Annotated in this window: 19 protein-coding genes; 7 read left to right on the plus strand and 12 right to left on the minus strand. The window is 75.1% G+C overall.

What is annotated here, in order from left to right; genetic code table 11:
• Positions 1–5: 5 nt before the first annotated feature.
• The 7 genes from ABD284_RS22700 to ABD284_RS22730 all read right to left on the minus strand — a co-directional run bounded on the left by ABD284_RS22700 (position 6) and on the right by ABD284_RS22730 (position 7,102).
• Positions 6–1,631, minus strand: a complete 1,626-nt coding sequence (locus ABD284_RS22700; RefSeq protein ID WP_344147308.1) for a hypothetical protein — start codon at positions 1,629–1,631, stop codon at positions 6–8.
• Positions 1,632–1,656: 25 nt separating this feature from the next.
• Positions 1,657–3,120, minus strand: coding sequence for an SCO6880 family protein (locus ABD284_RS22705; RefSeq protein WP_344147311.1), 1,464 nt, complete (start codon positions 3,118–3,120; stop codon positions 1,657–1,659).
• Between the two features lie 50 nt (positions 3,121–3,170).
• Positions 3,171–5,141 (minus strand): hypothetical protein, encoded by a 1,971-nt coding sequence (locus ABD284_RS22710; protein WP_344147314.1) that lies wholly within the window; start codon positions 5,139–5,141, stop codon positions 3,171–3,173.
• Positions 5,142–5,212: 71 nt separating this feature from the next.
• Positions 5,213–5,626: a hypothetical protein gene (locus ABD284_RS22715; RefSeq protein ID WP_344147317.1), complete on the minus strand. Its 414-nt coding sequence runs from the start codon at positions 5,624–5,626 to the stop codon at positions 5,213–5,215.
• Between the two features lie 60 nt (positions 5,627–5,686).
• Positions 5,687–6,085 carry a hypothetical protein gene (locus tag ABD284_RS22720; protein WP_344147320.1) on the minus strand — a complete coding sequence of 133 codons (399 nt, stop codon included), beginning with the start codon at positions 6,083–6,085 and terminating at the stop codon, positions 5,687–5,689.
• Positions 6,086–6,217: 132 nt separating this feature from the next.
• The gene (locus ABD284_RS22725) at positions 6,218–6,556 is read right to left on the minus strand and encodes a hypothetical protein (protein ID WP_344147323.1); all 339 of its coding nucleotides are present in this window, start codon (positions 6,554–6,556) and stop codon (positions 6,218–6,220) included.
• A gap of 15 nt (positions 6,557–6,571) precedes the next feature.
• Positions 6,572–7,102: a hypothetical protein gene (locus ABD284_RS22730; protein WP_344147326.1), complete on the minus strand. Its 531-nt coding sequence runs from the start codon at positions 7,100–7,102 to the stop codon at positions 6,572–6,574.
• A gap of 428 nt (positions 7,103–7,530) precedes the next feature.
• Here ABD284_RS22730 and ABD284_RS22735 point away from each other — a divergent pair, with 428 nt between their 5' ends.
• From ABD284_RS22735 to ABD284_RS22760, 6 genes are all read left to right on the plus strand, one after another.
• Positions 7,531–8,121: a hypothetical protein gene (locus tag ABD284_RS22735; RefSeq protein ID WP_344147329.1), complete on the plus strand. Its 591-nt coding sequence runs from the start codon at positions 7,531–7,533 to the stop codon at positions 8,119–8,121.
• 1 nt (position 8,122) lies between these two features.
• Positions 8,123–9,484, plus strand: coding sequence for a C40 family peptidase (locus tag ABD284_RS22740; RefSeq protein WP_344147332.1), 1,362 nt, complete (start codon positions 8,123–8,125; stop codon positions 9,482–9,484).
• 67 nt (positions 9,485–9,551) lie between these two features.
• A complete protein-coding gene (locus ABD284_RS22745; RefSeq protein ID WP_344147336.1) occupies positions 9,552–10,166 on the plus strand; it encodes a hypothetical protein in 615 nt (204 codons plus the stop codon).
• Positions 10,167–10,233: 67 nt separating this feature from the next.
• A complete protein-coding gene (locus tag ABD284_RS22750; protein WP_344147339.1) occupies positions 10,234–10,806 on the plus strand; it encodes a VldE C-terminal domain-containing protein in 573 nt (190 codons plus the stop codon).
• Between the two features lie 100 nt (positions 10,807–10,906).
• On the plus strand, positions 10,907–11,368 hold the full coding sequence (locus ABD284_RS22755) for a hypothetical protein (RefSeq protein ID WP_344147342.1): 462 nt from the start codon (positions 10,907–10,909) through the stop codon (positions 11,366–11,368).
• Between the two features lie 110 nt (positions 11,369–11,478).
• Positions 11,479–11,979 carry a hypothetical protein gene (locus tag ABD284_RS22760; protein ID WP_344147345.1) on the plus strand — a complete coding sequence of 167 codons (501 nt, stop codon included), beginning with the start codon at positions 11,479–11,481 and terminating at the stop codon, positions 11,977–11,979.
• 266 nt (positions 11,980–12,245) lie between these two features.
• On the opposite strand, the gene ABD284_RS22765 is transcribed toward ABD284_RS22760, so the two are convergent.
• The 5 genes from ABD284_RS22765 to ABD284_RS22785 are packed head-to-tail and all read right to left on the minus strand — an operon-like array spanning position 12,246 to position 21,394.
• Positions 12,246–14,780: a hypothetical protein gene (locus tag ABD284_RS22765; protein ID WP_344147348.1), complete on the minus strand. Its 2,535-nt coding sequence runs from the start codon at positions 14,778–14,780 to the stop codon at positions 12,246–12,248.
• A 20-nt stretch (positions 14,781–14,800) separates the two neighbouring features.
• Entirely contained in the window at positions 14,801–17,050 is a 2,250-nt protein-coding gene (locus tag ABD284_RS22770) for a transglutaminaseTgpA domain-containing protein (RefSeq protein ID WP_344147351.1), read from the minus strand.
• On the minus strand, positions 17,038–18,183 hold the full coding sequence (locus ABD284_RS22775) for a DUF58 domain-containing protein (protein WP_344147354.1): 1,146 nt from the start codon (positions 18,181–18,183) through the stop codon (positions 17,038–17,040). The genes ABD284_RS22770 and ABD284_RS22775 overlap by 13 nt, the downstream gene beginning before the upstream one ends.
• Positions 18,183–19,196, minus strand: a complete 1,014-nt coding sequence (locus ABD284_RS22780) for an AAA family ATPase (RefSeq protein ID WP_344147357.1) — start codon at positions 19,194–19,196, stop codon at positions 18,183–18,185. Before ABD284_RS22780 ends, ABD284_RS22775 begins: the two co-directional genes overlap by 1 nt.
• A 44-nt stretch (positions 19,197–19,240) precedes the next feature.
• A complete protein-coding gene (locus tag ABD284_RS22785) occupies positions 19,241–21,394 on the minus strand; it encodes a fibronectin type III domain-containing protein (protein WP_344147360.1) in 2,154 nt (717 codons plus the stop codon).
• A 411-nt stretch (positions 21,395–21,805) separates the two neighbouring features.
• Between ABD284_RS22785 and ABD284_RS22790 the strand changes: the two genes are divergently transcribed.
• Positions 21,806–23,623 (plus strand): glycoside hydrolase family 15 protein, encoded by a 1,818-nt coding sequence (locus ABD284_RS22790; RefSeq protein ID WP_344147363.1) that lies wholly within the window; start codon positions 21,806–21,808, stop codon positions 23,621–23,623.
• The last annotated feature ends 49 nt before the right edge of the window (positions 23,624–23,672 follow it).

Consider the following 23,672-nt stretch of genomic DNA (forward strand, 5'->3'; position numbering starts at 1 on the left):
GCCTCTCATGCCCTGTTCACCGCCTGATCGGTGTCGTAGAGGTCGAACTCGTCGCCGGTGAGGGTCATCTGCACCGGGATGCCCAGCCGCTCGGCGCCGGTCTTGATCAGGTAGCGGCCCCGGCCCGGGTGCAGGGTGCCGGGCTGCCACGAGTCGGGGGAGGACCAGGACGAGACCAGGCCCTGCTCCGGTTCGGTCAGCGGGGTGATCTGGTTGACCCGCGACAGCTCCCGGGGCGGCAGGCCGGCCAGGATGGTGATGGCCGACCGGTCGACGAATCCGCGCGCCTTGGCCCGGTCCTCCTCGTTGGCCAGCGCCTCCAGGTCGCTGAGCGAGTGGGTGACCATCACCGAGGCCATCCCCTTGCTGCGGTTGAGGCGGGTGAGCGAGTCGGCGTACTCCACCAGGCCGGGTGCGCCGCGCAGCGCGCGCCACAGCTCGTCCATCACCCCGATGTAGGAACGGGGGGCCATGACGCCCTGCTCGGCGAGCAGCCCCATCGCGTCGACCGTCCCGAAGCCGTAGCTCCAGGTGCACAGCATGGCCGCGGTCAGCAGCTTGTCGCCGGCCGCGCCCACGCGGGAGATGTCCACGCTGATACCGGGCGCGTTGAGGTCGACGGGGTTGGTGGTGGGACCGTCGAAGACGCCCGCCAGGGAGCCCGTGCACAGCAGGCGCAGAGTGAAGACGAGGTCGTCGACGCGCTCGTCGTAGCGGTCGGCCGAGCCCGCGCGGGCCAGCGCGCGCAGCCCGTCGGGCCCCTCCTCGATGACCCGCAGCACGTCGGGCACGGTGGGCTGGACACCGTCGCCCAGCCGCTCGTCGAGCAGGTCCACCGCCGCGCCGAGCACGACCTCCTCGGCGTTGCTGATGCGGTCCTCGCGCACCAGCGTGCACAGCGCCATCAGCAGCGAGATGCGGCGGGAACGCACCTCCCAGCGCAGCTGGGCCCGCTCCTCGGGGCCGAGCAGCTCCAGCGACGACCCCAGCGGCCCGGAGTCCAGCGGGTTGATGCGGTCCATCCCCCGGCCGATCTCGACGACCTGGCCGCCGAGGTAGCGGATGAGGTTGGTGTAGTCGGGCTTGGTGTCGCCCAGCACGATGGCGCGGGTGCCGAACGCGACCGCGCCGGTGATCAGTCGCTTGACCAGGGTGGACTTCCCCGTCCCGGGTTGGCCGAGCACGAAGCAGCCCGGGTTGGTCACCAGGCCCGAGCGCAGCCACGCCAGCGGGTCCAGGCACACGACCTCGCCGGAGAGCAGGTCGCGCCCGATGGGTGTGCCCACCGACGGCGGCTTGCTGCTGGTCACGAACGGGAACAGGCCGCAGGCCTGTGCGGTGGTGGCCTGGAACTCGGGCACGTGCGGGATGTTGACCGAGGCGCCGCCCTCGCGCTGCCCCCAGCCCATCACGGGAGGCAGCGGACCGAGCGCCGCGTCGTCGGCGCCCTCCTCGCCGGCCGGGCGGCGGCGCCCGCGGTCGGGCCGGGACGCGGTGCGGGCGGCGGCGCGCTGCTCCCGGTGCTCGTTCTTGCGCCGCGCGCGCCTGCGGCGGCGCTCGGCACGGTCGTCGCCGGCGCCCGGAGGCGCGAGCGGCTGCTCGGTCGCGGCCGTGTCGGTGCTGGATGCCATGGGCGTCTCCTGGCTCTGGACTCGTTCAGTTGCGCTGGGCGAGGTAGGGCGGGCAGACCCCGAGCGGCAGAGTGGTGGCGAAGGCGACGTCCTGGCTGCCCCAGGCCCGCCGCAGGCGGATGCGGGAGGTCTCGGCCGACGACTCGGTGTGGGAGACCGCGCGGTCGAGCTCGTCGGGGTTCTCGACCGTGACCGAGGCGTAGAGGCTCATCTGCACCAGGCCCGCGCCCAGCGTCTCCTCCTGGGCGGCCTGGCGCGCGTAGGCGAGGTCCTGGCTGTCGCGGGCGCTGACGCGGTGGCGCAGCCGGGCCGACATCTCACTCTTGTACTGCGCTGCGGTGTTCTGGCCCTCCAGCGCACGCGCCGCCGAGGAGGCCGGCCAGTGCCGGAACAGCAGGGTGGTGCGCTTGGTCCAGCGGGTGGGCGCGAGCAGTTGGGACAGCACCGTGCTGGTGACGTGGGTGCGCGGCGCCTGCTGCCAGACCCAGGCCACGCTGGTGCCGCTGTCGTGGACGTAGCGGTCGTGCAGGGTCTCGGCGGCGATGGGGCCGGCCTCCGACCAGTTGTCGGTCTCGATCGCGCCGCCGGACTCCAGCAGCTGCGCCACGGCGCCGCGGGCGGCGGGGTCGTAGGCGCTGCGGACGACGGCGACGATCTCCTCGGGCCGAGCGCGCCCGACGACGCTGACGCCGCACCCGCCGAGCCCGTTCTCGATCTGGTTGAGCAGGTTGTTCAACTCGGCGGCGGCCTCCAGGCGCCCCTTGGGCGGCGTGGGGAACCGGCGCGGGTCGAAGGTGACGGAGATGCGGGTCTCGACCTCGGCGCTGACGGCGGGCGCCAGCGCGACCAGCTCACCGAGGATGCGCCGGGCCGCCTGCGGCGACTGGGGGTCGACCGCTGCCGCGACCTGGTCGCGCAGCGTATCGCCGGGGTCGGGGCTGGACTCGACGGTCACCGCGATCCAGGGGACCCAGGGCATGTAGCCGAACCCGGCCAGCCAGTTGTGCCAGTTGGCCACCCAGGTGTCGACGTCGCCGGTCTCGGCCAGCCACACGGAGTTGGAGGAGACCTTCAGGGTGGCCGTCATGTGTCCGAGGCGCCGGTTCCAGGCGATGCCGAAGCGGCCGCCGCGCCCGTCCTCGGCGGAGAGCAGCGTGATGGGGGCGAGCACGCCCGGCAGCTGCAGGGCGCGCGGGTGCTCGACCAGGACGCCGGCGCGGTAGCGGGTGCGTCCGCGGACGGTGGCCCACCACCACCGCAGCCGGGTGAGGATGAAGGCGAGCAGCGAGGTGCCCTGGACCGGCACGAGCGCGACGCCGAAGACCACCACGAGCGGCGGCACCAGGTAGGCGGCGTAGCGCTGGTCGACGAAGGCCACGAGCATGAGCGCGATGAGGCAGCCCATCAGGATCATGGTGGGGATGAAGCCCAGCCCCAGCAGGCCGATGCTGCGCTTGCGGCGCCACCCGCCGTAGGTCCGCAGTGTCATGTGTCCCGTCCTCGGTCTGGATCGTGCGTGTCCTGTGTTGGCGGCCCGGGCTACAGCGCCCCGGAGGGCGGCTGGTCGGCGTCGGTTCCGGAGGCCCCGTCGGCGACGGCGCCGGAGTCGGCGGACGCGGGCGGGGCGTCGGAGGCCGGTGCGGAGGCGGGCGCTCCGGATACGGGCACCGCCGCCCCGGAGGGCCCTGGGGGGCCGAGGGCGCCGGTGGTGGTGCCGCCGGACTCGCCGGGCTGCGCCGCGCCGGAGGGGGTGGGCGCCCCGGTGGAGCCGCTGGAGGGCGCGCCTCCGGCGGCGGTGGGGGCCGAGCCGTGCCCCGGCTGCCCCGCACCCGAGGGCGTCGGCGCACCGCCGCCCGAAGCCGCGGCCGCCCCGCCGCCCGACGCCCCGCCGCTGTAGGAGGCCGACTGGACGCTGTGCCCCGGCTGACCCGCACCCGACGGCGTCGGCACCGACGACGACCCACCGGTGTCTGCCGAACCGCCGCCGGCGGCGGCGGGCGCCGAGAACTGGCCCGGGTCGGCGGCGCCGGAGGGTGTGGCCGCAGTCGACGCCGGTGCGGTGCCGTCGGCGCCGCCCGCGCCGGACGCGCCCCAGGTGGCCGAGCCTCCTGAGGCGCCCGCCGGGACGGCGCCGCCGGACGGCGCGCCGCCCGAGATGCCGCCCGAGTTCGACGCCGAGGTGACCGAGGCGCTGCCGGACGCGGTCGTACCGGCACCCGACGGCAGCGCGGAGCCGCCGGAGTCGCCCGCGCCGCCCGGGCTGTCGGCTCCCTGGCCGTCCTGTGCCGAGGCGTGGCCTGCCTGGCCGCCCGGCGTGTCCGCGCCCGAGTCGCGCGCGCCGTCGGGCGAGGCCGCACTGTCCGCGGAACCGCCGCTTCCGCCTCCGGTTCCACCGCCGTCGGCGCCGCCGCCCCCGGCCGCGCCGACCGTTTCCGTCCCCGCTCCGCCCGCCCCCGCTCCGGCGCTGACAGCGGTCGTGGCGGCGCCCGCCGCCAGTCCGCCTCCTCCGCCGCCGCCGGACGTGGAGATGGCCGAGGCCGAGGGCAGGCCCTGGTCGACGGTGGCCGCCCGGCTCCCGGCACCGTGCCCCGCCGTGCTCGCGCCGAAGACCCCGCCACTGGAGGACCCCGGTACGCCGGAGGGCTGCGCGCCGCCTCCTGCTCCTGCGGAGGAGGCGCCCGCGCCGGCGCCGAAGGCCATGGCGCCGCCGGTGAGCTTGGTTGCCATCGTGCCGAGCAGGCTCCACAGCATCGGCAGCGCACCGGTTGCGATGAGGATCAGCGCCACGCCGAGGAAGTACTGGAAGACGCCGTCGGTGTCGCCGCGCGACTCGGCGTAGAAGACGAAGCCCAGCGCGTAGATGAGGACGATGACCGGCTTGTACAGGATGGAGCCGATCAGCCAGCCCATGATCTTGGAGAAGATGTTGGTACCGGGACCGGGCAGCATCGCCGCACCCGCGGCCAGGGGCAGCACGGCGGCGCAGATGTAGATGACGCCCTGGGTGTAGTACAGCGCGACGATCTGGATGACGGCGCCGACCACCACCGCGATGCCGACGAGGACGCCCAGCAGCAGGCGGAAGCCGCCCTTGAGCACGTCGCCTTCGGGGATGTCCGTCAGGTCGTTGCCGAGCTCGGCGCCGAAGTTGGCCGCGACCCCGTTGGCGAGCAGGTACCCCGCCAGCGAGTCGCAGAAGTCGACCACGCCCTGGATCACGAAGATCCCGGCGAAGGTGGTGAACACCAGCACCAGCAGCGCCTTGACGGTGTCCATCATCGGGTCGAGGCGCCGGTGCCACAGCAGGCGGATCGCCGCGACCAGCAGTCCGGCGGTGGCCAGCAGCGTGACCAGGGGGAACACGAGGTCCTGAAAGGCGGAGATCCCGTCGCTGCCGGCGAGGTCGTTGTTGTTGTCGACCGCCGGGTTGTCCCAGAGGATGTTGAAGATGCCCTCGATGGCCGGCGCGATCAGCTCGCCGACGTCTTCGGAAATCTGCTGAAGGGACATGGCACTTCCTGCTCAGGGGCTCGTGAGAGGGCTGGGGCGGGCCGCGGATGGCGCGGACTCGGTGGCGCGGACTAGATGGTCCGGGGCTGGTCGTCGCTGTCGCTGTTGTCGCCGCCGCCGCCGTCCGGCGGCTCGCCGGGATCCTGTTCACGCGTGTACTCGACCCAGCGCGTCCCGCCGTCCCCGCCGCCGCCTCCGCCGGCTTGGAGCAGAACGGCCACGATCGGGGCTGCCACGATCAGCAGCACGACGCCCAGCAGCACCCACGGCAGCTCACCCATGCCGCGGGCGGCGATCCAGGGGTCGCCGGTGAAGTTGGCCTGCACCATCTTCCCGGCGATGATCAGCAGCGCGATGACCGCGATCGCCGCGCCCAGGCCCATGACCCAGCCGAGGATCGTGTTGCCGCAGGAGATCCACAGCTCCTGGCCGTCCACCTCGGGACAGGCGCGGGCGGCGAGTACGGGGGCCGATCGGTCGTTCATGGCATCACCTGGCTGCTCGGTGAGGATCGTCTGCGCCGAAAGGGCCTCCGGGCCGTCGCATCACACGGTTCCGGTGAACTCGGGGTCGGGCTCGTAGGTCGGCATCGGGTACTCGGGTTCGTCCGCGGGGGTGGAGAGCAGCATCGTGACCACCGAGACGGCGACGAGCATGAGGAAGATCCCCATGAACGTCCACAGCAGGCCGCCCACGCCCTCGGCGGCGAGGTCGGAGCGGCCGCTCTTGCCGACGACCATCTTCCCGGCGCAGTAGAGGACGCCGATGATCCCGATGACCGCGACGATTCCGCGGCCCCAGGCGAAGATCTGGTCCAGGGCCGGGAGCACCTGGCTGGGCAGCTGCGGCTCGGGGTTCCAAGTCAGGGGCAGCGGTCCCGCGGCGTCGACCGCGCGCTGCGCGGCGCCGTGGACCGCGATGGAGGTGTACAGCAGGGCGTTCACGCCGTCCTCCGCGCTGGTTGCAGTGGATGGGTGCCGGCGGCGGGGCGCACGGCCGCCGGCGGTGTCATCGGGCGCGCCGCGCCGCGCGCGGCGGAAGAACGCCGGGCGGGCCGCACGGACGGGTGCCGCGGGTCACGCCTGCTGCGCCGGAAGCAGCAAGGTGATCGCCGGAATGGCGATGAGCATCAGCGAGATACCGAGAATCGTCCAGACGAGGCCGCCCACGCCTTCGGCGGCGAGGTCCGAACGCCCGAACTTGCCGACCGCCATCTTCCCGGCGCAGAACAGCACGCCGATGATGCCGATGACCACGACGACGCCCCGCCCCCACATGAAAAGGGTGTTGATCGAGCTCATCGCACCCGAGGGGATGCTGATCCCCTCACCCCATTCGTAGTCCTTAAGCGTGGTGTTGAACGCGATGATGGCCGCCGATTGGGCCTTGACATAACCCGCCAGAAAAAGGTTCATACTTCTACTCCTCGCTCATTCGTGCCCATAATCGCCAGACCCGCCTGTTCCGCACGCGGACCGGATTCTGGACAGGGCCCGCTCGACCTTCTTCGGCAGGTCGACCTTCCCCACGTCGGCGGCGTCCGCGTAGCGGATCCCGGCCGCGAACGGCAGCCGGACGATCTCGCCCACCCGGTCCTCGATCAGCCGGATCCGGGCCGCGGCCTCGCGCGGCTCGGGCCCGGACCCGTCGGCGACGACCACCAGGCAGGCGATCGCCGCCCCGGACTCGGCGACTCCGGTGACCGCCTCGACCGCCCGCGCCGAGGCGGGTGCGCTGTCGCGCGCCACCAGCACCAGCGGACGGCCGAACGTCTCGATGCGCCGGGTGCCCGACTCGTATCGGCCCAGGTCCCACGGCGTTCGCAGCAGCTCCGCCAGCGTGGTGGCGCCGGCTCCGCCGTGGCAGCCCAGGACGACCGCGTCCACCGGCGGCGCCTCCGCCGCCGGCGCGCCGCGGATGCCGGGCTCGCGGCCCAGGCGCCGACCGAGTTCCACGGCCACGTCGCTCCCCTTTCGTTCACGCCGCTGTTCGCGGACCGTTCGAAGATCACCTGCGACGGGCGCCGGTGCCCGTCGTCACCCGCGATAGACGGACTCCCATTCCTCTGCGGTTCCGCATTCTCGAAGAATTTTTTCCGCACCCTCGCCACCTGCGGGAACCCGCTTCCACGTTCTGCGCGCGGGCGCATGCGAGTGCGCGTGACGCAGCGGAGGCGGGGATGGTTCCCGCTTTTCCCGAGGAATTCGTGTCCGCCTGCGGACACCCTTCCCCGGAACCCCCGACCGCCTTCCGGGGGTCCGAAGTGTCCGCGGAACCGGATCCGGGTCCGTGCGGATTCATTTCCGTTCGACCCGGTCCCGGATAACGGAACACGAGAAACCGCACACCGTTCTTCAGAAATTTTCGGCAATGCGGAAGAAAGGCGACCGTGAACGACGACAACCAGGGTTCCCGGCGGATCGCGCTTGCCGCGGCTGCGGTGATCGTCATCGCGCTGGCCGCCGGGTTCGCCGTGATGCGCCTCTCCTCCGGCGGCGCCGAAAGCCCCGCGCCCTCCGCCGACCCGGGCGGCCCCGCCGCGGACCCGGGCGGACGCGGCGGCGAGGTCGACGTCGCCGCGCTGCTGCCCGACTCCGAGGCCGATCTCCAGGAGGCCGCCGGCGTCGCCCGTGAGTTCACCGCCGCCTACTTCGGAGGCGCCGCCGACCGCGGCGACCGGTTGGCGGAGCTGGCCACCCCGGGCTTCGCCGACATGCTCGCCCAGGAGGGCGCGGCCCCGCCGGTGCAGGGCGAGCCGGTGCCGACCGCGTCAGCCGAGGAGGCCGACGTCGAGACCGAGGTGACCGCAATCCGCGACCTGGCGGAAGGCAGCGTCACCTATGTGGTCCGCGCCGACGTCACGGCGTCCAGCGGCGCCGAGCGCCGCTTCGAGTACGCCGCCACGGTCGCCGAGCGCGGCGGCGGCTGGCGGGTGAGCGGTTTCCACGACGCCGCGCTGGGCGACGCCGGAGCGCGCTGAGGTGGGCGCGCGCGATCGGCGCAGGGGCGGGCCCCGGCCCGCCGCGCGGGCACGGGCGCTGCCGGGCGCGCTCGCGCGGGCGCTGCGCAGCCGGTTCGCCCGGATCCGCCGGGCGCGGCTGAGCGACCTCGGCCGCAGCACGCTCTCCTACAGCCTGGGGGCGAGCCTGTTCATGGGCTCGACCCTGGTCGTGGTCAGCGGCCCGGAGATCTTCGACTACCTGGGGTTCGGCGGCGGACCGGGCGGCGGCTGCTCGACCTCGCTGGGCGGCTACACCGGCAACGCCTCCGCGGACTCCATCCCGGAGAACTTCCTGGGGTACGCGCGCGACGCGGGCGACCACTTCAACGTCCCCTGGGAGTACGTGGCCGGGCTGTCGTGGCGCGAGACCAACCACGGGCGCATCGCCGACAACGCCGCCTACCCGGGACTCGGCCGGCTGCCGACCGGCATCGTCTACGGCACCGCCAACCCCGCCGGCGCGGCCGGCCCTCTCCAGTTCGGCATCAAGCACCCCGTCACGAACAAGACCGGCGGCCCGCTGGGCGACGCCGGCAACACCTGGGGCGGCGAGGCGGACCAGCCCGCGTCCGAGCGCACCGCCGCGCCCGGCACCAACGGGCAGTGGTTCGGCGTCGACGGCAACGGCGACGGCCGGATCAACGTGTGGGATCCAGCCGACGCGGTGCACTCGGCGGCGGGCTTCCTCCGCTACTGGATGGACCGCGGCCACAGCATCGAGTGGGCGGTCGGGCGCTACCACGGCTCGGGGCAGGGCGGCGCCTACCAGCAGGCGGTCAGCGCCAAGGCCGCCCAGTACAGCGGCGGGGACTTCACCGTCGCTCCGCCCAACGGCACCCGGACGGACTGCTCCGACGGCGCGCTGAACGGCACAGCGGTCGGGAAAGTGATCCAGTTCGCGCGGAACCAGCGCGGCAAGCCCTACGTGTGGGGCGGAGTCGGCCCCAACGGCTACGACTGCTCGGGCCTGCTCTGGGAGGCCTACAAGGCGGCGGGGCTGCCGCAGCGCTATGTCGACCACCGCTGGACGACGAACACCATGTTCCGGATGTCCGAAGCCAAGCGCGTGACCTGGGACGAGATCCGGCCCGGCGACATGATCCTCACCGGCCGCAACGGATCGGGCATGCCGACGCACGTTTCCATGGTCACCGGGCGCCGCGACGGCCGGCTGATGGTGATCGAGGCCTACAGCTCCAGCGTCGACCGGTGGGCCCAGATCCACGAGCACGAGTACGACTCCGGCGTGTGGAGCCAGCCGGAGTTTCGCACCATCGTGCGCGTCAGCCACCTGTTCCCCGCCGACGACTCCGCCGAGGAGGACGCCGTTGAGCAGGTCTGAGAGCGGTCCCCGAGCCCTGCGGACCCCGTCGCGAACGACCGGGCCGCGAACAGGAAGGTAGCCCAGCATGAGAACCCCCCTGCTCAGCCGCGACCGGCTGGCGGTGGCCCTGATCGTGGTCCTGCTCGCGCTGGTGGCGGGTTTCGGGGTGACGCGGCTGGGCGGCGCACCGGAGCCCGGCGCGCCGCCGGCCGCGGAGCCCGGCGGTTCGGGGCCGGAGGCCTCGATGGACGAGCTGATGCCGGTGTCCGAGCGGGAGTTCCAGCGGGCGCTTCGCGCCGCGACCGAGCACGCCCGCCGGATGGGCACCTTCGCCCCCTCCGCCGGCGAGGCCGCCTACTTCGACGGTCTTCGCTCCGGCGCCGACTCCGGCTACGCCCGCACCCTGGACGTCGAGGGCTCGGCGGCCTTCGCGCTCCACCGCCGGCTGGCCGAACGGGCGGAGCCGACCGAGGGTGCGGCCCAGGCGCGGGTGGCGCCCATGGTCAGCGCCGAGGCGATCACCGTGGAGCTCGTGCTGTCGGCCGAACCGGCCGGCGGCGGGAGCGGCCGAAGCGGCGGCGAACCGCTGGAGCTGGGCACCTACCAGGTGTCCCTGCGCCGCGACGGCGGCGCCTGGCTGGTCATGGGGGTCAGCGACACCCAGGACATCGAGGCGATGCGCGGCGAGGGGCTGATCTGAGGTGGCCCGCACCCGCCGCGCCCGCGTGCGCGGCCCCGAGGCCGGACGGGCGAGCCTCGGAGCCGGTTTGACCCTCGGATTCGCCGCGGTGTTCGCCGCCGTGGCCGGTGTGCAGGCGATCGACACCTTCGGCGCGGGCACGGAGGGCGGCACGGGGGGAGACCGCGCACAGCAGATCGGCTACAGGGCGGGCGACATCGATCCCGGCGGTGCCCTGGTCGACTGCGGTTCGGCGGGCCGCGTGACGGAGCTGACCTGCAACGGCTACAAGGCCACGCTCGCGGCCTTCCCCGAGTTCGACAAGCCGGGCTGGCGCGGCTGCTACCGCGCCGGGCCGCCCGACCACGGCACCGGTCAGGCCTGCGACTACATGACCAACGTCGACGGCAGCCGGGGCACCGCGGCGCAGAACGCGGTCGGGTTCGAGCTGTCGCGCTGGCTCATGCGCAACCACCGGCAGATGGGCGTGAAGTACGTGATCTGGCACCAGCGGATCTGGAACCCGGCCCAGGGCGACCCGACGTGCGTGGGCGAGACCGACGCCGGCTCCTTCGCGCAGAGCTGCTGGAGGCCGATGGAGGACCGCGGCAGCAACACCCAGAACCACTACGACCACGTGCACGTGTCCTTCCGCTACTGACGCGCGTCCATCACCACGCGTCTCGCGACACGCCCTTCCAGACCCCTCCGGAGCACCGGAGGTGCGAATGCACGACGAGGCACGACGGAAAGGAGGAGACATGCCATTCCCACTTCTCGCCGCCGCCGGCATAGCCATCGGCAGCGCTGTCGCGGGAGCGGTCACCGACCAGGCGGTCGACTGGGCGGTCGACGAGATGTCCGGCGACGACGAAGAACAGCAGCAGGAGGAGCAGCAGGCCGCCGAATCGAGCGAAGGTAACTCGATCCTGGGCGCCCTGGGGAACTTCGGCCCTCTCGGCGCCATCGCCGGCTTGCTCGTGGCGGCGATCCAGGCACTGGCCGACGCGAACGACAGGGGCCAGGGCGACGTGCAGTACGCCGGCCGCGTCCCCGACCAGTCCGACCGGGAGCTGCGCGCCAAGGAAGGGAACGAGATCCCCGGCGCCCAGTTCGTCAGCCGCACAGCGATGATCCCGGACGGGTTCAGCCCCGTGACGGCCGCCTATTCCGGCGACGACAAGGGGCTGGCGCTGCAGGCGGTCCAGCTCCAGACCCTGTGACCGCCCGCGCGGCCGGAAGGGGCGCTGCGCGGCGGCCGCCCGGCCGCCGCCGGAGGAGTCCGTGAAAGGAAGCGGGAAGGAGTTGTGAGGAGAGCCGTGAGGAGAACCGCATGGTGACACCCGCGCAGTCCGCGCCCAACATCCTCGACGAGTTCAACCAGCCCTATCTGAACGAACGCTACGAACGCGAATACGACGACACCTTCACGACGGTGAGCACGGCCGACGCGTCGGTCGTGCAGGCCGACACGGCGGGGAAGACCGATTTCTCCGGCAGCATCGTGCAGGTGAAGCGCGGTGGCGGCAACAAGGGCGGCGACGACAACAGCAACGGCGACAACGACCGGAACGGGAACGGAAACAACGACGACCGCAGGAACAACGGGAACACCTACAGGTTCGACAACGACCTGGAGTACTACGGCGACCAAGGGCAGGGGCAGCAGCAAGGGGCCTCCGCCGGAGGCGGTTTCGAGCTGGCCTGGGGCAACCCGCTCGGGCTGGTGGGACAACTGATGGAGATGTCCACCACCGGCCAGGGCGGCGGCCCGGAGTCGCCGATGGACAGTCCGAGTCACCGCACCCTGAGGATGGGCAAGGCGCGGCGCTGACCCCGGCGCCCCGGTGACCGCACCCCGGGCCCGGACGCACCGCCCGCAGGACGGACCGCGTCCGGGCCCGGGCGTCGCGCCCCGAACCGGGGGGTGTTGCAGCCGCCCGTGACGAGCCGCCCCGGTTCCGTTGCCCATGCCGCCCCGGGCCCGACCGGCGGCCGCCGGAATCGCCGCAGCACCGGCCCGGGGACTTCGACCGGGAGGGCGAGAGGGTGGGGGCGGCCGAACCGGCGGACGGCGGAGCGAGGCCCCGCACCGCCCGGTCAGACGTCGCTCGCCCGCTGGGTGCAGGCGTTCTCGGACGGGGCGACCTCGTCCACGCTGGCCACCGCCATGACGGTGAAGCAGTAGTCGAACGAGGGGTTGAGCCCGGTGATCGTGATCCGAGTGGACAGCGGCTCCCCCTCGGCGAGCGTGGACGGCGCGGTGCCCACCGGCCCCCCGACCACGTGGTAGGAGGCGCGGCCGGAGGTGTTGTCGGCCCAGGACAGGGTGACCGTGTCGCCCTCGTCGGAGACGATCCGCACGTCCGTCGGCGCCAGCGCCGGGTTCTCCGACGCCTGCGGCGGCAGGGACGGCGGGATCGGCGCGGAAGCCTCGCCGCGGGGCTGCGCGGTGGGGTCGGTGGCCTGCCGGCCTCCGACCGCACCCGAGCCCATCCACCACGCCACGCCCAGAGCCGCACCGCCCACGAGGGCGACGGCGATCCCGGCGGCGAGGACCGCGGTGACGAGCACCCGGGCGAAGGCGTAGCGGTCGCCGGACGGGCGTCCCCCGTCCGGCGGAGCCGCGTCGCCGTGTCCCTGTTCGGTCGGACCGCTGTCCGGCGCGTGGGCGGGAACCCGGGGCTCCGCATCGGGGCGGTGCACACTGCTCGGCAGGGTCCCGTCGCCGGCGGCGCCTACCGAAGCCGGAGCAACGGAGCGCACCGCCCCTCCGCCACCCTGCGCACTCGCAGCGAGACCGGAGTCCCCTTCCACCCCACCGGCGGCGGCCGCCGAATCGGTCGGCGATCGCTCGCCCGAGCGGCCCGAGGAACCGAAGGACTCACCACCCCCACTCACGAGCCCTGACGCACCCGCCGCCGCCTCCTCCGACCGCGCACCGCCCCCAACAGCGCTCGCAGGACCTTCAGCGGTACCTCCGCCAGACTCCGAGACGACCGGTCCACCCGGTCGCGGAACACCACCCGGCGCGGCGTCACCGGCACCATCACCGACGCCGCCGCCTGCGACCCTTTCGCCAACGCCCGAGCCGACGCCGTCGCTCCAGCGGCCAAAGGCGCCGAAGGACTCACGGTCCCCGCTCACCGGATCCGCTGCTTCGGACGGCGGCTCCTGCGGCCACGCGGCGGCCGCAGAACCGCCCGCCGAACCGGCGGCACGTCCGTCGCCATACTCCGAGGAGTCCTGTCCGGTATGAGTCCCCGACCCGGCACGGGACTCAGCCCCACGGTTCGGGGCCTCGGCGGATTGGGCCGGTCGGTTCCACCAGGCGTCGGCGTATCGGTCGGTCGGACGCTCGCGGCCTCCCGCCACGCCGGTCTCATGCCGCCCCTCGAAGGCGGAGCCTGCCTCGGCCTCCTCCCCGAGCACCTCGGCCTCCGCTGGCTGCTCGGGGCTGTGTGCCGGACCCGGCTCGGACGCCACCGGCCGGTCCTCGGCCGGCCCATCGCCGCTCGGCTCCCACGGCGGGGTGGGTGACTCGGCCGTCGTGTGCTCGGCCGTTGTGTGCTGTTCGGCCGCCGGGCCCCCGGGCTCCGGGAACGCGCCGCGGTCCCGCTCAGAGCGGGCCGGCTCATGGGGGAATCGGGGGTGCACGGGGTCACCCGCGCTCGGATCGCCCGGCGCCGGTTCCGCGGCCGCCCCGACCGCCTCCTCCGCAAGGCCCTCCTCCGCCGCCCCGGCCGCACCGGGCGCCTCGGCCGAGACACCCGCCTCCGCCGCAGCGGCCGCCGCCTGCGCGGCGTCGCGTTCTGCAGCTCCGACACCGGCTTCCGCCGTCCCGGCCCCCATCGCCGCCGCGCCGCTGCCCGAGCGGGGGCGCGGGGGCGCCTGGCCGCGGGCGGCCTCGAGTGCGCGGGCGAAGGCGCGGGCGTCGGCGTGCCGCTGGGCGGGGTCCTCCGCCAGGGCGGTCTCCAGGACCTCGACGAGCGCGGTCGGCGTCCCGGCCGGCGGAGGCTCCGGAGGAACGGCTCGGCGCCGGCGCTCGCCCGTCGCCTCGGCGCCGGCGCCCGGCCCGTCCTCCCCCTCACCGGAGGCGAGCGGCGGGCGGCCCGTCAGCAGGGTCCACAGCGCCGACGCCAGGAGGTAGACGTCCGAGCGCGGCGACTGGCGCCCTCCGGCGAACGCCTCCGGCGGCAGGTGCGCCGCCGGGCGCGCCTCCGGGGCCAGCGGCGGGAACGGCGCCCCGTCCCGCTGCCCGGCGGTCCTGCTCGCGGCGAGCTCCGCGCTGGACCCCCGGAACAGCAGCCGGTGCGGCGCGATGTCCCCGTGGACCATGCCCGCCTCGTGCAGCGGCTCCAGCTCGGCGGCGACCGCAAGTCCCACGTCGGCGACGCGCTCCGGGGCGAGCGGCCCCTCCCGCTCGACCAGGGCCGCATAGGAGTCCGGCGGCTCCTCGCGCCAGAGGGCGTACGGCGGCTGGTCACCGCCGGCGTCCCCGCGCAGCGCGCGCACCAGGACGGCCTCGCCGGTCCGCTCGGACCTGGCGTGGTAGAGCCGCCAGCGCTCGGTCTCGCGCACCAGTCCGGTGATCCGGTAACCCGGTACCTCGGGCGCGGACTCGTCGGCCGCCATCGTCTGCCCCCTTCGCCCCTCTATCGTCCGCGCCAGAACAGCGGTCGCGGATCCAGCCACCAACTCCAGCGCCGCGCCCGCGGCTGTCCCGCGCGCAGGTCGCGTACGTACCCGCGCACCTCCTCCGCGGCCCGCCCGGCCCGCTCGTGGGAGACGCTCCCGGTCGGGCCGAAGGCGAGGTCGTTGACGCACCGGTGCAGCGAGCGCAGCCGGCGCACGCCCTCCCCCGTGGGGTCGGCGCCCGCGGCCGCCCTGATCACCCCGGTGACCGTGCTTCCGGCCAGCCCGCCCGTCCCGGCCAGCCGCAGGTTCTCGCGCAACTCGCGCCACGCGCCCAGGACCGTCTCGCCGGGCGGGCGCCCGGCGGCCAGGCGGCGGCGCGAGCGGCGCATCCGCAGCGCGAGGACGAGCAGCGCCGCCGCTGCCGCGGCCGCCGCGGCCGTGCCGGGAGCGAGCCACACGCGGGCCGCGTCGTCGGGACGCTGCGCCGAGGCGTCCGGCGCCGGCGCCCAGTCCCCGCCCTCCGGTTCGGTCCCCACCGAGTGCGGACCGCGGTCCTCGGCCTCGGCCGCGGCCGGCTCCTCGGGGTCCCCGCCCTCCTCGCGGCCGCCCGGAGTGACGTCGAAGGGCACCCAGCCGACCCCGGAGAAGTAGACCTCGCCCCAGGCGATGGCGTCTCCGGTGGTCACGGTGGCCGTGCCGCCGTCGCCGCGCTGTCCGGGCCCGAAGCCGACGACGACGCGGCTGGGCAGCCCCGCCGCGCGGGCGAGGACCGCGAACGCGGAGGCGAACTGCTCGGAGGTGCCTCCCCCGCCCTGCCGGCCGGGTTCGACCAGCAGCCGCCGCAGGTCGGCGAGCCCGTGCCCGCTGGGCGCCCCCGGATCGAAGGTGTAGCCGGTGCGCAGGTAGCGCGCCAGGCGGACGGCGCGGTCGTAGGCTCCGCCGTCGGCCGAGGCCTGGGCGGCGATGCCGGCGATCTCCTCCGGCAGCTCCTCGGGCAGGTAGCGGTACGCGTCGAACGCGGCCGACCGGGGCACGCCGCGCCCGGCCAGGGTGGCGGCGCGCCACTGGGCGACGTCGCCGCTGACGGTGTACGCGAACCCCGACGCGTCGCCGCGCGCGAGGACCGCGGTGCCCGACGCGGCGTCGAACGCGGCGCCCGGCGCGTCGAGGGAGCGGGGCGCACCGACAACGGGCAGCCACGGCCCGGGCAGGCCGGTGACGGTGACGGCGGCCTCCTGGCGGGTGGCGTGCGGAGCGGCGGGCTCGGGCGCGGGCAGCACGCGGCCGGTGGTGCGGTAGCGGCTCTCGGGCAGCCAGGTGGTGCCGGTGAAGTCCGCCAGGGCCACCCAGCGCAGCACGGTGGCGCGGTTGCTCTCGACCTCCAGCAGCGGGGTGTCGGGGTTGGCCGCCCAGATCGACAGGTAGCCCAGCGGGTTGGGCGCGGCCTCGGGGACCGCCTGCGGACGCACTCCCGCCCGCGGGTCGAGCGGCCGCGCCTGCCAGGGCGCGAAGGCGGCGGGCGCGGCAGCGGCGGCGAGGGCGCAAACGGCGACGCAGGCGCCGATGCGCATGGCCCAGCGGCCGCCGCCGGGCCCCGAGCGCGCCGACGGTGCCGCCTCGGCGTACAGCCCGGGCGTCGCGAGGGTTCCGGGGCCCGCGGCCGCCGCCGACAGGGCGAGCACCGTGCCCGCCGAGGCGGCGAGCAGCGCGGCCGCCCACAGCGCAGCGGGCGCGGAGGCGCTCAGCGCGGTGCCGCCGGTCAGCAGCAGCACGCCGGGAAGCAGCGCGGTCAGCGTCCGGCCCGAGGCCCAGGCGAAGGCGGCGACGGCCCCGCCCAGCCAGGTGGCCAGCGCGGGCAGCAGCAGCGTGTCCACCATCACCGGCAGGGGCGGCACGCTGCCGAGGATGCGCGCGCCCGCGTTCGGCAGGGCGCCGACCACGTCGGCGAGCGGGTCGCCCCGGGTGCCCGGTGCCGCCAGCGCCAGCGGGAGTGTGGCCGCCAGGGCCGCGGCGGCGCCGGTGAGCAGCGCGGCGAAGGGCGACAGCCGCCGGAGCAGGAGCAGGGTGAGCGCGACCGCGGCCGGGGCCCAGGGGATGAGGGCGACGGCGGCGCCGAGAGGCGACGCGTAGCCGGGAGCGGCGGCGACCGCACCTGCCGCGCAGGCCGCGGCGACGGCTCCCGCGCCCGTGCGGGTGAGCACACGCGATCCGCCACGGCCGCCGGGCCCGGCCGGATCGGCGGTGCGGCGCAGCGTCAGCGTGTCCATGGCGCCTCGTTCCACGCGGACCGGAACTCCGCCGCCGACCGCGCCGCCACCGACGACACGCCGGCCACGGGCTCGGGTTCGGGGCCTTCTCCCACGTGGACGGCGACGCGGCGGTGCGCCGTCTCGCCGGAGGCCGCGAAGGGGCGCAGGTCCGCCGCCGCCAGCCGCGACCCGATCAGCACGGCGGCGCCGCCGACCGGCCCCTCGCCCAGGGCGCGCACCCGTGCGGCCAGGTCGGCGCCGGGCACGGGGGCGGCCGCGGCGAGCAGGTCGAGCATGGCGGCCAGGCCGAGCCGCTCGTGGGCGGCGGCGCCGCTGGCCAGGGTGAGGGTGCAGGCCACCCGGTGGTGCAGCGCGGTGGCCACGACGCAGGCGGCGGCCTCGGCGGCGGCGTCCAGACCCGCGGTGTCCTGGGTTTCGGCGCGGTCGTCGAGCAGCACCGCCAGCCGGGTCTGGGCGGTGTCGGAGTACTGGCGCACCAGCAGCCGACCGGCGCGCGCGGTGCGGCGCCAGTGCACGTGGCGGATGTCGTCGCCCGGGGCGTAGTCGCGCAGTCCGCGGAACGTCTGGGTGCCGCTGCGCCCGTTGTCCAGGCCGCCCTCGGGGGCCGTCTCCAGCCCGGCGGGCAGCGCGCGCAGCCGCTCCCAATGGGGGTGGACGTACAGCCGGCGGCTCCCTCCGGCCCTGGTGCCGGCGGTGGCGAGGCCGAGCGGGTCGGTTGCGCGGACGCTCAGGGGCCCGAGCTCGATGACGCCCCGGCGCGCGGGTGTCAGCCGGTAGCCGGCGCGCAGGGCGCCGCCGCCGCGGGCGGGGGCGACCGGACCCAGGCCGAGCCACCGGGTGCCGGAGTCCTGGCCGATCCGCTCGGCGAGCAGCACCGGGCCGCGCATCCGGGCGGCCTCGACGATGACCGACACGTCGACGTCCTCGCCGGGGGACGTGCGTTCCACGGCCGGCGCCCGGTGCGCCCGCGCGCCGGCGGGCCGGCGCCACAGGGCCGTCAGCGCCCCCCACGCGACGGCGGCCGCGGCCAGCGCGCCCAGCAGCACCAGGGCGCGGTACTGCAGCAGCGCGCCCAGGGCCGGCAGCGCCAGCCCGGCCGCGGCCACGGCCCATCCCCGCTGTGTGGGCATCAGCCGCCCACCACTGCCTCGGGCTGGGGCGCGGGCACCTGCCGCAGCACCTCGGAGAGCAGGTCGGCCGGGTTCGCGCCGCCGACCTGCGCCTCGGGTGTGAGGACGAGGCGGTGCGCCCACACCGGCGCGGCCAGGCGCTCGACGTCCTCGGGGATGACGTAGGGGCGCCCGAGCGCGAGCGCGAGGTGGCGGGCCGCGTGGGCGAGGGCGGCGGTCGCGCGGGGCGACAGGCCCAGCCGCAGCCGCGGGTGGTTGCGCGTGGCGTCGGCGACCGCGCGGATGTAGGCGTAGACGGCGTCGCCCACGTGCACCCGCTCGCCCGCCGCGCGCAGCCGCTCCAGCCCGGCGGCGTCGGCGGCGGGGCGCAGGTCGTCGGGGTCGGGCAGGCCCCGGCGCCGCATGATCGCGATCTCCGCGGCCTCGTCCGGGTAGCCCAGCGACAGCCGCATGAGGAAGCGGTCGAGCTGGGCCTCGGGCAGCGGGTAGGTTCCGTCGAACTCCACGGGGTTCTGGGTGGCCACGATCAGGAACGGGTCGGGCGCGACGTAGCGGACCCCGTCGACGGTGACGAGCCGCTCCTCCATGACCTCCAGCAGCGCCGCCTGGGTCTTGGGTGCGGCGCGGTTGATCTCGTCGGCGACCACCACGTTGGCGAAGATCGGCCCGGGCTGGAAGTCGAACGCGCCGCTGGCCTGGTTGAACACGTTGACGCCGGTGAGGTCGGCCGGCAGCAGGTCGGGGGTGAACTGGACGCGCCGGTGCTCGCCGCCCACGGCGGCGGCGAGCGAGCGGGCCAGCCGTGTCTTGCCCACTCCGGGCACGTCCTCCAGCAGCAGGTGTCCCTGGCACAGCAGCGCCACGGCGGCCATGCGCACGGTGTCGGCACCGCCGAGGACCGCCGATCCGGCGGTGTTGGCCAGCGCCGTGATCGCGGCGGCGTGCTCGGAGGCCTCGGCGGAGGAGAGCGTGCCGCGGCCTGCGGTGTCGTCGGTGCTCGTGGTGGTGGTCACTGGCGCGTCCTCGGGTCGCTCGTGCGGTCTGCTCCGACCGGCTCTCAGCTGGATCTGCAGGCGGACCTGCCCTGGTCGTCGGGGGTGCTCGGGAGGCTGGTGTTGCCGTCGGAGTCGACGGCGCGCACCGCGAAGGCGCTGCAGCCGGCGGCGTCGCCGTAGACGGTGCTCTGGTAGGGCTCGCCGCCGACCGTCACGGGTTCCCCCGCGGTCACGCGCCGCTCCTGCAGTCCGGGCGCGGAGGGCTCGACGACGTACTCGGCGGCCCCCTCCACCGGGCTCCAGTAGACGTTGACGCCGCCCTGCTCGGTGGTGGCGGCCCACACCTCCTCGGGGGCGTCCAGGAACGGCAGTGCGACGGGCTCGGACGCGGCGGGCAGGCCGCGCACTCCGTCCTCGCCGCGGGCCGCGACCGAGAAGGTGTAGGTCCGGCCGGCGGCCAGCCCGGTGAGCTCGATCCCGGTCTCGGAGGTGGAGCGGACGACGACCCCGCCGTCCGCCGACTCGGCGGAGACGACGTAGTCGTCGGCGCCGGGCGCGGGCTCCCATTCGAGCTCGGCGGTGTGGGCGCCGGTGGCCTCGGCGGACACCCCGCCGGGCGCGGGCGGCGCGTCGCCGACGGCGACCTGCGGTGAGGCGGCGGCCGCGCTGTAGCCGTAGGCGTTGACCGCCTGGACCTGGAACCGGTAGGGACCGCCGTCCTCCAGCCCGGGCAGCAGCGCGCTGGTCCGGTCGCCGGAGACCGTGGTGCTGCCGTCCTCCCAGCTGACGACGTACTCGGTGACGGGAGAGGCGGAGTAGGACGGCTGCCAGGAGACGGTGACGCCGTCCTCGCCCACCGACGCCGAGACCGGGACCGGCGCGCCGGGCGGCGCGCCGGCCGCCGTCTGTCCGGTGCCGGAGTGCAGTCCGCCGAGCGGGTCCGTGCCCGCGCCGCCGGGGTCGAGCGGGGCGACCGGGGGCGCCGAGGGCTCGGGCAGTGCGGGGCCGGTTCCGGGCTCGGGCTCGGTGCCCGGGTCGACGTCGGGCGGCAGTGGGGCGGGGCCGCCGTCGTCCGGTGCCGGGGACTCGGCAGGGCCGCCGGGGCCGGGCGGCGCTGCGGTGTCGACCTCCGCGGAGTCGCCCGAGGGGCCGATGACCAGGGCGGTCCCGGACTCGGGGGCGTTGACGAACAGGTAGCCCTCGCGCACCTCCAAGCCGAGCGGCCCGCTGGCGCCCTCCAGGCTGATCGGGTCCGCCACGGCGCCGTCGGCCTCGAACACGCGGACCCGGCCGCCTTCATCCGGCAGGTACACGCGGCCCTCATAGGGCACCGCGACGGCCGAGCCCACGTCCCCGGCGTCGAGCACCTCGGCCCCGCCGCCGTCGTGCGGGCCGGGCAGGGCCAGCATGCGGCCGGCGCCGGGCAGGGTCACGGCGACGAGGTCGCCGGGGGTGCGGGGCGGCAGCACCGCGTCGGCGAGGTCGAGCGGGGCGTCGGTCTCGGCGGTCTCGCCGCCGCGCACCTCCACGATCGTGTCGTCGGAGCGGTTGGCGACCAGCGGCCCCTGGTCGCGCACGGTCATGGCGACGTCGTCGCCCGGGTCGGCGACCTCGGCGGTCTCGACGGCGCGGGCACCGCCCTCGTCGACCCGGACTCCGGTGACCGTTCCCTGGCTGGGTGCGCCGACCCACAGCGTCCCCTGCGCGTCGAACCTTCCCCCGACCAGCGGCGCCGGAAGCTTCAGCGCCTCTCCGGTGGCGGTGAGCGTCGCCGGGTCGACCGCGCGCACCTCGCCGGCCTTCCGGTCGACGATGACGCCGCGCCCGGCGTCGAGCGCCACCGACAGGTCGCCTTCGGGGCTCAGGTCGGCGCGTCCGGAGAACGCGAGGGTGGCCAGGTCGATCGAGGTCATCCGGCCGGTGTCGAGGTCGTGCAGGATGAGGTGGTCGTCGGTCTGGGTGATGCGCACGTCGTGACCGGCGGACTCGGGCAGCTGCGTGACCAGGTCGACGCGGCCGTCTCGGGAGTTGGTGCGGGCGATCTGGCCGTCCGGGCTGTTCCACAGCCACACGTTGCCGTCGGCGAGCCGCACGGCCTGGCCGAGGGCGCCGGCGCCCAGCAGGGTGCACGCGAGCGCGACCGTCAGCGCCAGCGCGGTCCCGGCGAACGCGGACCGCCGCGCCAGGGCCCACGCCGCGATGATGCGCCTGCGCACGGTCTCACATTCCCCTCTCCGGATCGCGCCCCGCGGCGGTCGCGGCCGCGTCGTCGGTCGGCGCGGGCGGCGGGAAATTCGACCCGATAGTACGGAGGATTCGGCTTTTGCGCACCCGGACCGGGAACGGCCCGCGCCTCCCCCGGGAGCAGCCGGTCCGCCCCCTCCGCCGCGGCGACCGCCTATTCGACGGCGCTTCAGGCGGTACGGTTCCGCCCGCAGGGGCAGAGGGCGGGCGCGCCCGGCCTGCGAGCCGACGCGGGTGGCCGGTACCGGCCGCCCCGGAGGAGGCCCGCGCAGGGCGGGCGCCCCCGGGGCGCGGGCGTCGCGGGACGCTACTCGGCCGCTTCGGCGGGAACACTCATCGGTACAGGCCACAACACCGAGGACCACGGAAGGGGGATCTCCCGCGTGTCCCTGCGCATCGAGGACTACGCACTGATCGGCGACACCCAGACGGCGGCGCTGGTGGGGTCCAACGGCAGCATCGACTGGCTGTGCCTGCCCCGGTTCGACTCCGGCGCCTGCTTCGCCGCGCTGCTGGGCGACTCCGGCAACGGCTACTGGAGCATGGCGCCGGCCGGCGAGCACCGGCTGCTGGGGCGGCGCTACCGGCCGGACACCCTCGTGCTGGAGACCGAGTTCGAGTGCGCCGAGGGCACCGTGCGCGTCACCGACTGCATGCCCGTCCGCGACGAGCACCCCGACCTGGTGCGCCGGGTCGAGTGCCTGCGGGGGCGGGTGCGGATGCGCTCCGAGGCCGTGGTGCGGCCCGACTACGGCGGCATCATCCCCTGGACCCGCAAGCACGACCGCCGCCTGCACTACGTCGCCGGCCCCGACACCCTCTACCTGGACTCCGACGTCGAGTTCGATCTCGGCGACCACGCCACGCCCCGGGCCGAGTTCACCGTCGCCGAGGGCGAGCGCGCCGACTTCCGGCTGGCCTGGGTCGCCCCGCGCGCACCGGCGCCCCGGAGCGTCGACGTCGGCGAGGCGATCTCGCGCACCGCCGGCTGGTGGAGCGAGTGGGCGGCACACTGCGACTACGACGGCGAGTACCGCGGCCAGGTGGTGCGCTCCCTCATCACGCTCAAGGCGCTCACCTACTCCCCCAGCGGCGGCACCGTCGCCGCACCCACCACCTCGCTGCCGGAGAAGCCCGGCGGCGTGCGCAACTGGGACTACCGCTACTGCTGGATCCGCGACGCCACGTTCACCCTGCTGGCGCTGCTGAACTCCGGTTACGAGGTCGAAGCCGCCCATTGGCGGGAGTGGGTGCTGCGTGCGGTGGCCGGTGAGCCCTCGCAGATGCGGATCATGTACGGCATCGAGGGCGAGCGGCACCTGCCCGAGGTCGAGCTGGACTGGCTGCCGGGTTATGCCGGCTCGCGCCCGGTGCGCACCGGCAACAAGGCGTCGCGGCACTGGCAGCTCGACGTCTACGGCGAGCTGATGGACGCCCTGCACCAGGCGCGCAACCGCGGCATCCCGCCCGAGCAGTCGGTCTGGAAGCTGCAGCGGGCGCTGATGGGCTATCTGGAGGAGCACTGGCGCGACCCCGACCACGGGATCTGGGAGGTGCGCGGCGGTCCGCGGCAGTTCACCCACTCCAAGGTGATGGCCTGGACGGCCGCGGACCGCGCGGTCAAGGCGGTCGAGGAGTTCGGGCTGGACGGCCCGGCCGACCGCTGGCGGCGGTTGCGCCAGGAGATCTTCGAGGACGTGTGCGAGAACGGCTTCGACCGCCGGCGCGGAGCGTTCACCCAGTACTACGGATCCGCCGCGGCGGACGCGTCGCTGCTGCTCCTGCCCACGGTGGGCTTCCTGCCGGCCGACGACGAGCGGATGATCGGCACGGTCGAGGCGATCCGCGAGGAGCTGGAGCACGACGGGCTGCTGCAGCGCTACCGGATGGGCGGCGACGCCCCCGAGGTCGACGCGCTGCCTCCGGGAGAAGGCGCGTTCCTGCCGTGCTCGTTCTGGCTGGCGGACAACCTGATCATGCAGGGCCGGGTGGAGGAGGGCCGCAAGCTGTTCGAGAAGCTGCTGAGCCTGTGCAACGACGTCGGGCTGCTGTCGGAGGAGTTCGACGCCTCATCCGGCCTGCTCGTCGGCAACTACCCGCAGGCGCTGTCGCACATCGCACTGGTCAACACCGCCATCCACCTGCACCGCATGCCCGGCCCCGTCGAGCAGCGCGCCAGCAGCGGCAGAAGCGGCAGCTGAGCCCGCGGTCCCGCCTGTCCCGCGTCGGGCTATGCCCTTGGGCATAGCT

Origin of the sequence: Streptomonospora arabica, from assembly GCF_039531585.1 — a bacterium.
GTDB classification, from domain to species: domain Bacteria; phylum Actinomycetota; class Actinomycetes; order Streptosporangiales; family Streptosporangiaceae; genus Streptomonospora; species Streptomonospora halophila.

What these genes read in the sequence shown, in the direction of transcription:
- ABD284_RS22700 (WP_344147308.1), bottom strand. Translation starts at nt 1,631, where the DNA reads ATGGCATCCAGCACCGACACGGCCGCGACCGAGCAGCCGCTCGCGCCT.
- ABD284_RS22705 (WP_344147311.1), bottom strand. Translation starts at nt 3,120, where the DNA reads ATGACACTGCGGACCTACGGCGGGTGGCGCCGCAAGCGCAGCATCGGC.
- ABD284_RS22710 (WP_344147314.1), bottom strand. Translation starts at nt 5,141, where the DNA reads ATGTCCCTTCAGCAGATTTCCGAAGACGTCGGCGAGCTGATCGCGCCG.
- ABD284_RS22715 (WP_344147317.1), bottom strand. Translation starts at nt 5,626, where the DNA reads ATGAACGACCGATCGGCCCCCGTACTCGCCGCCCGCGCCTGTCCCGAG.
- ABD284_RS22725 (WP_344147323.1), bottom strand. Translation starts at nt 6,556, where the DNA reads ATGAACCTTTTTCTGGCGGGTTATGTCAAGGCCCAATCGGCGGCCATC.
- ABD284_RS22745 (WP_344147336.1), top strand. Translation starts at nt 9,552, where the DNA reads ATGAGAACCCCCCTGCTCAGCCGCGACCGGCTGGCGGTGGCCCTGATC.
- ABD284_RS22755 (WP_344147342.1), top strand. Translation starts at nt 10,907, where the DNA reads ATGCCATTCCCACTTCTCGCCGCCGCCGGCATAGCCATCGGCAGCGCT.
- ABD284_RS22760 (WP_344147345.1), top strand. Translation starts at nt 11,479, where the DNA reads ATGGTGACACCCGCGCAGTCCGCGCCCAACATCCTCGACGAGTTCAAC.
- ABD284_RS22765 (WP_344147348.1), bottom strand. Translation starts at nt 14,780, where the DNA reads ATGGCGGCCGACGAGTCCGCGCCCGAGGTACCGGGTTACCGGATCACC.
- ABD284_RS22770 (WP_344147351.1), bottom strand. Translation starts at nt 17,050, where the DNA reads ATGGACACGCTGACGCTGCGCCGCACCGCCGATCCGGCCGGGCCCGGC.
- ABD284_RS22775 (WP_344147354.1), bottom strand. Translation starts at nt 18,183, where the DNA reads ATGCCCACACAGCGGGGATGGGCCGTGGCCGCGGCCGGGCTGGCGCTG.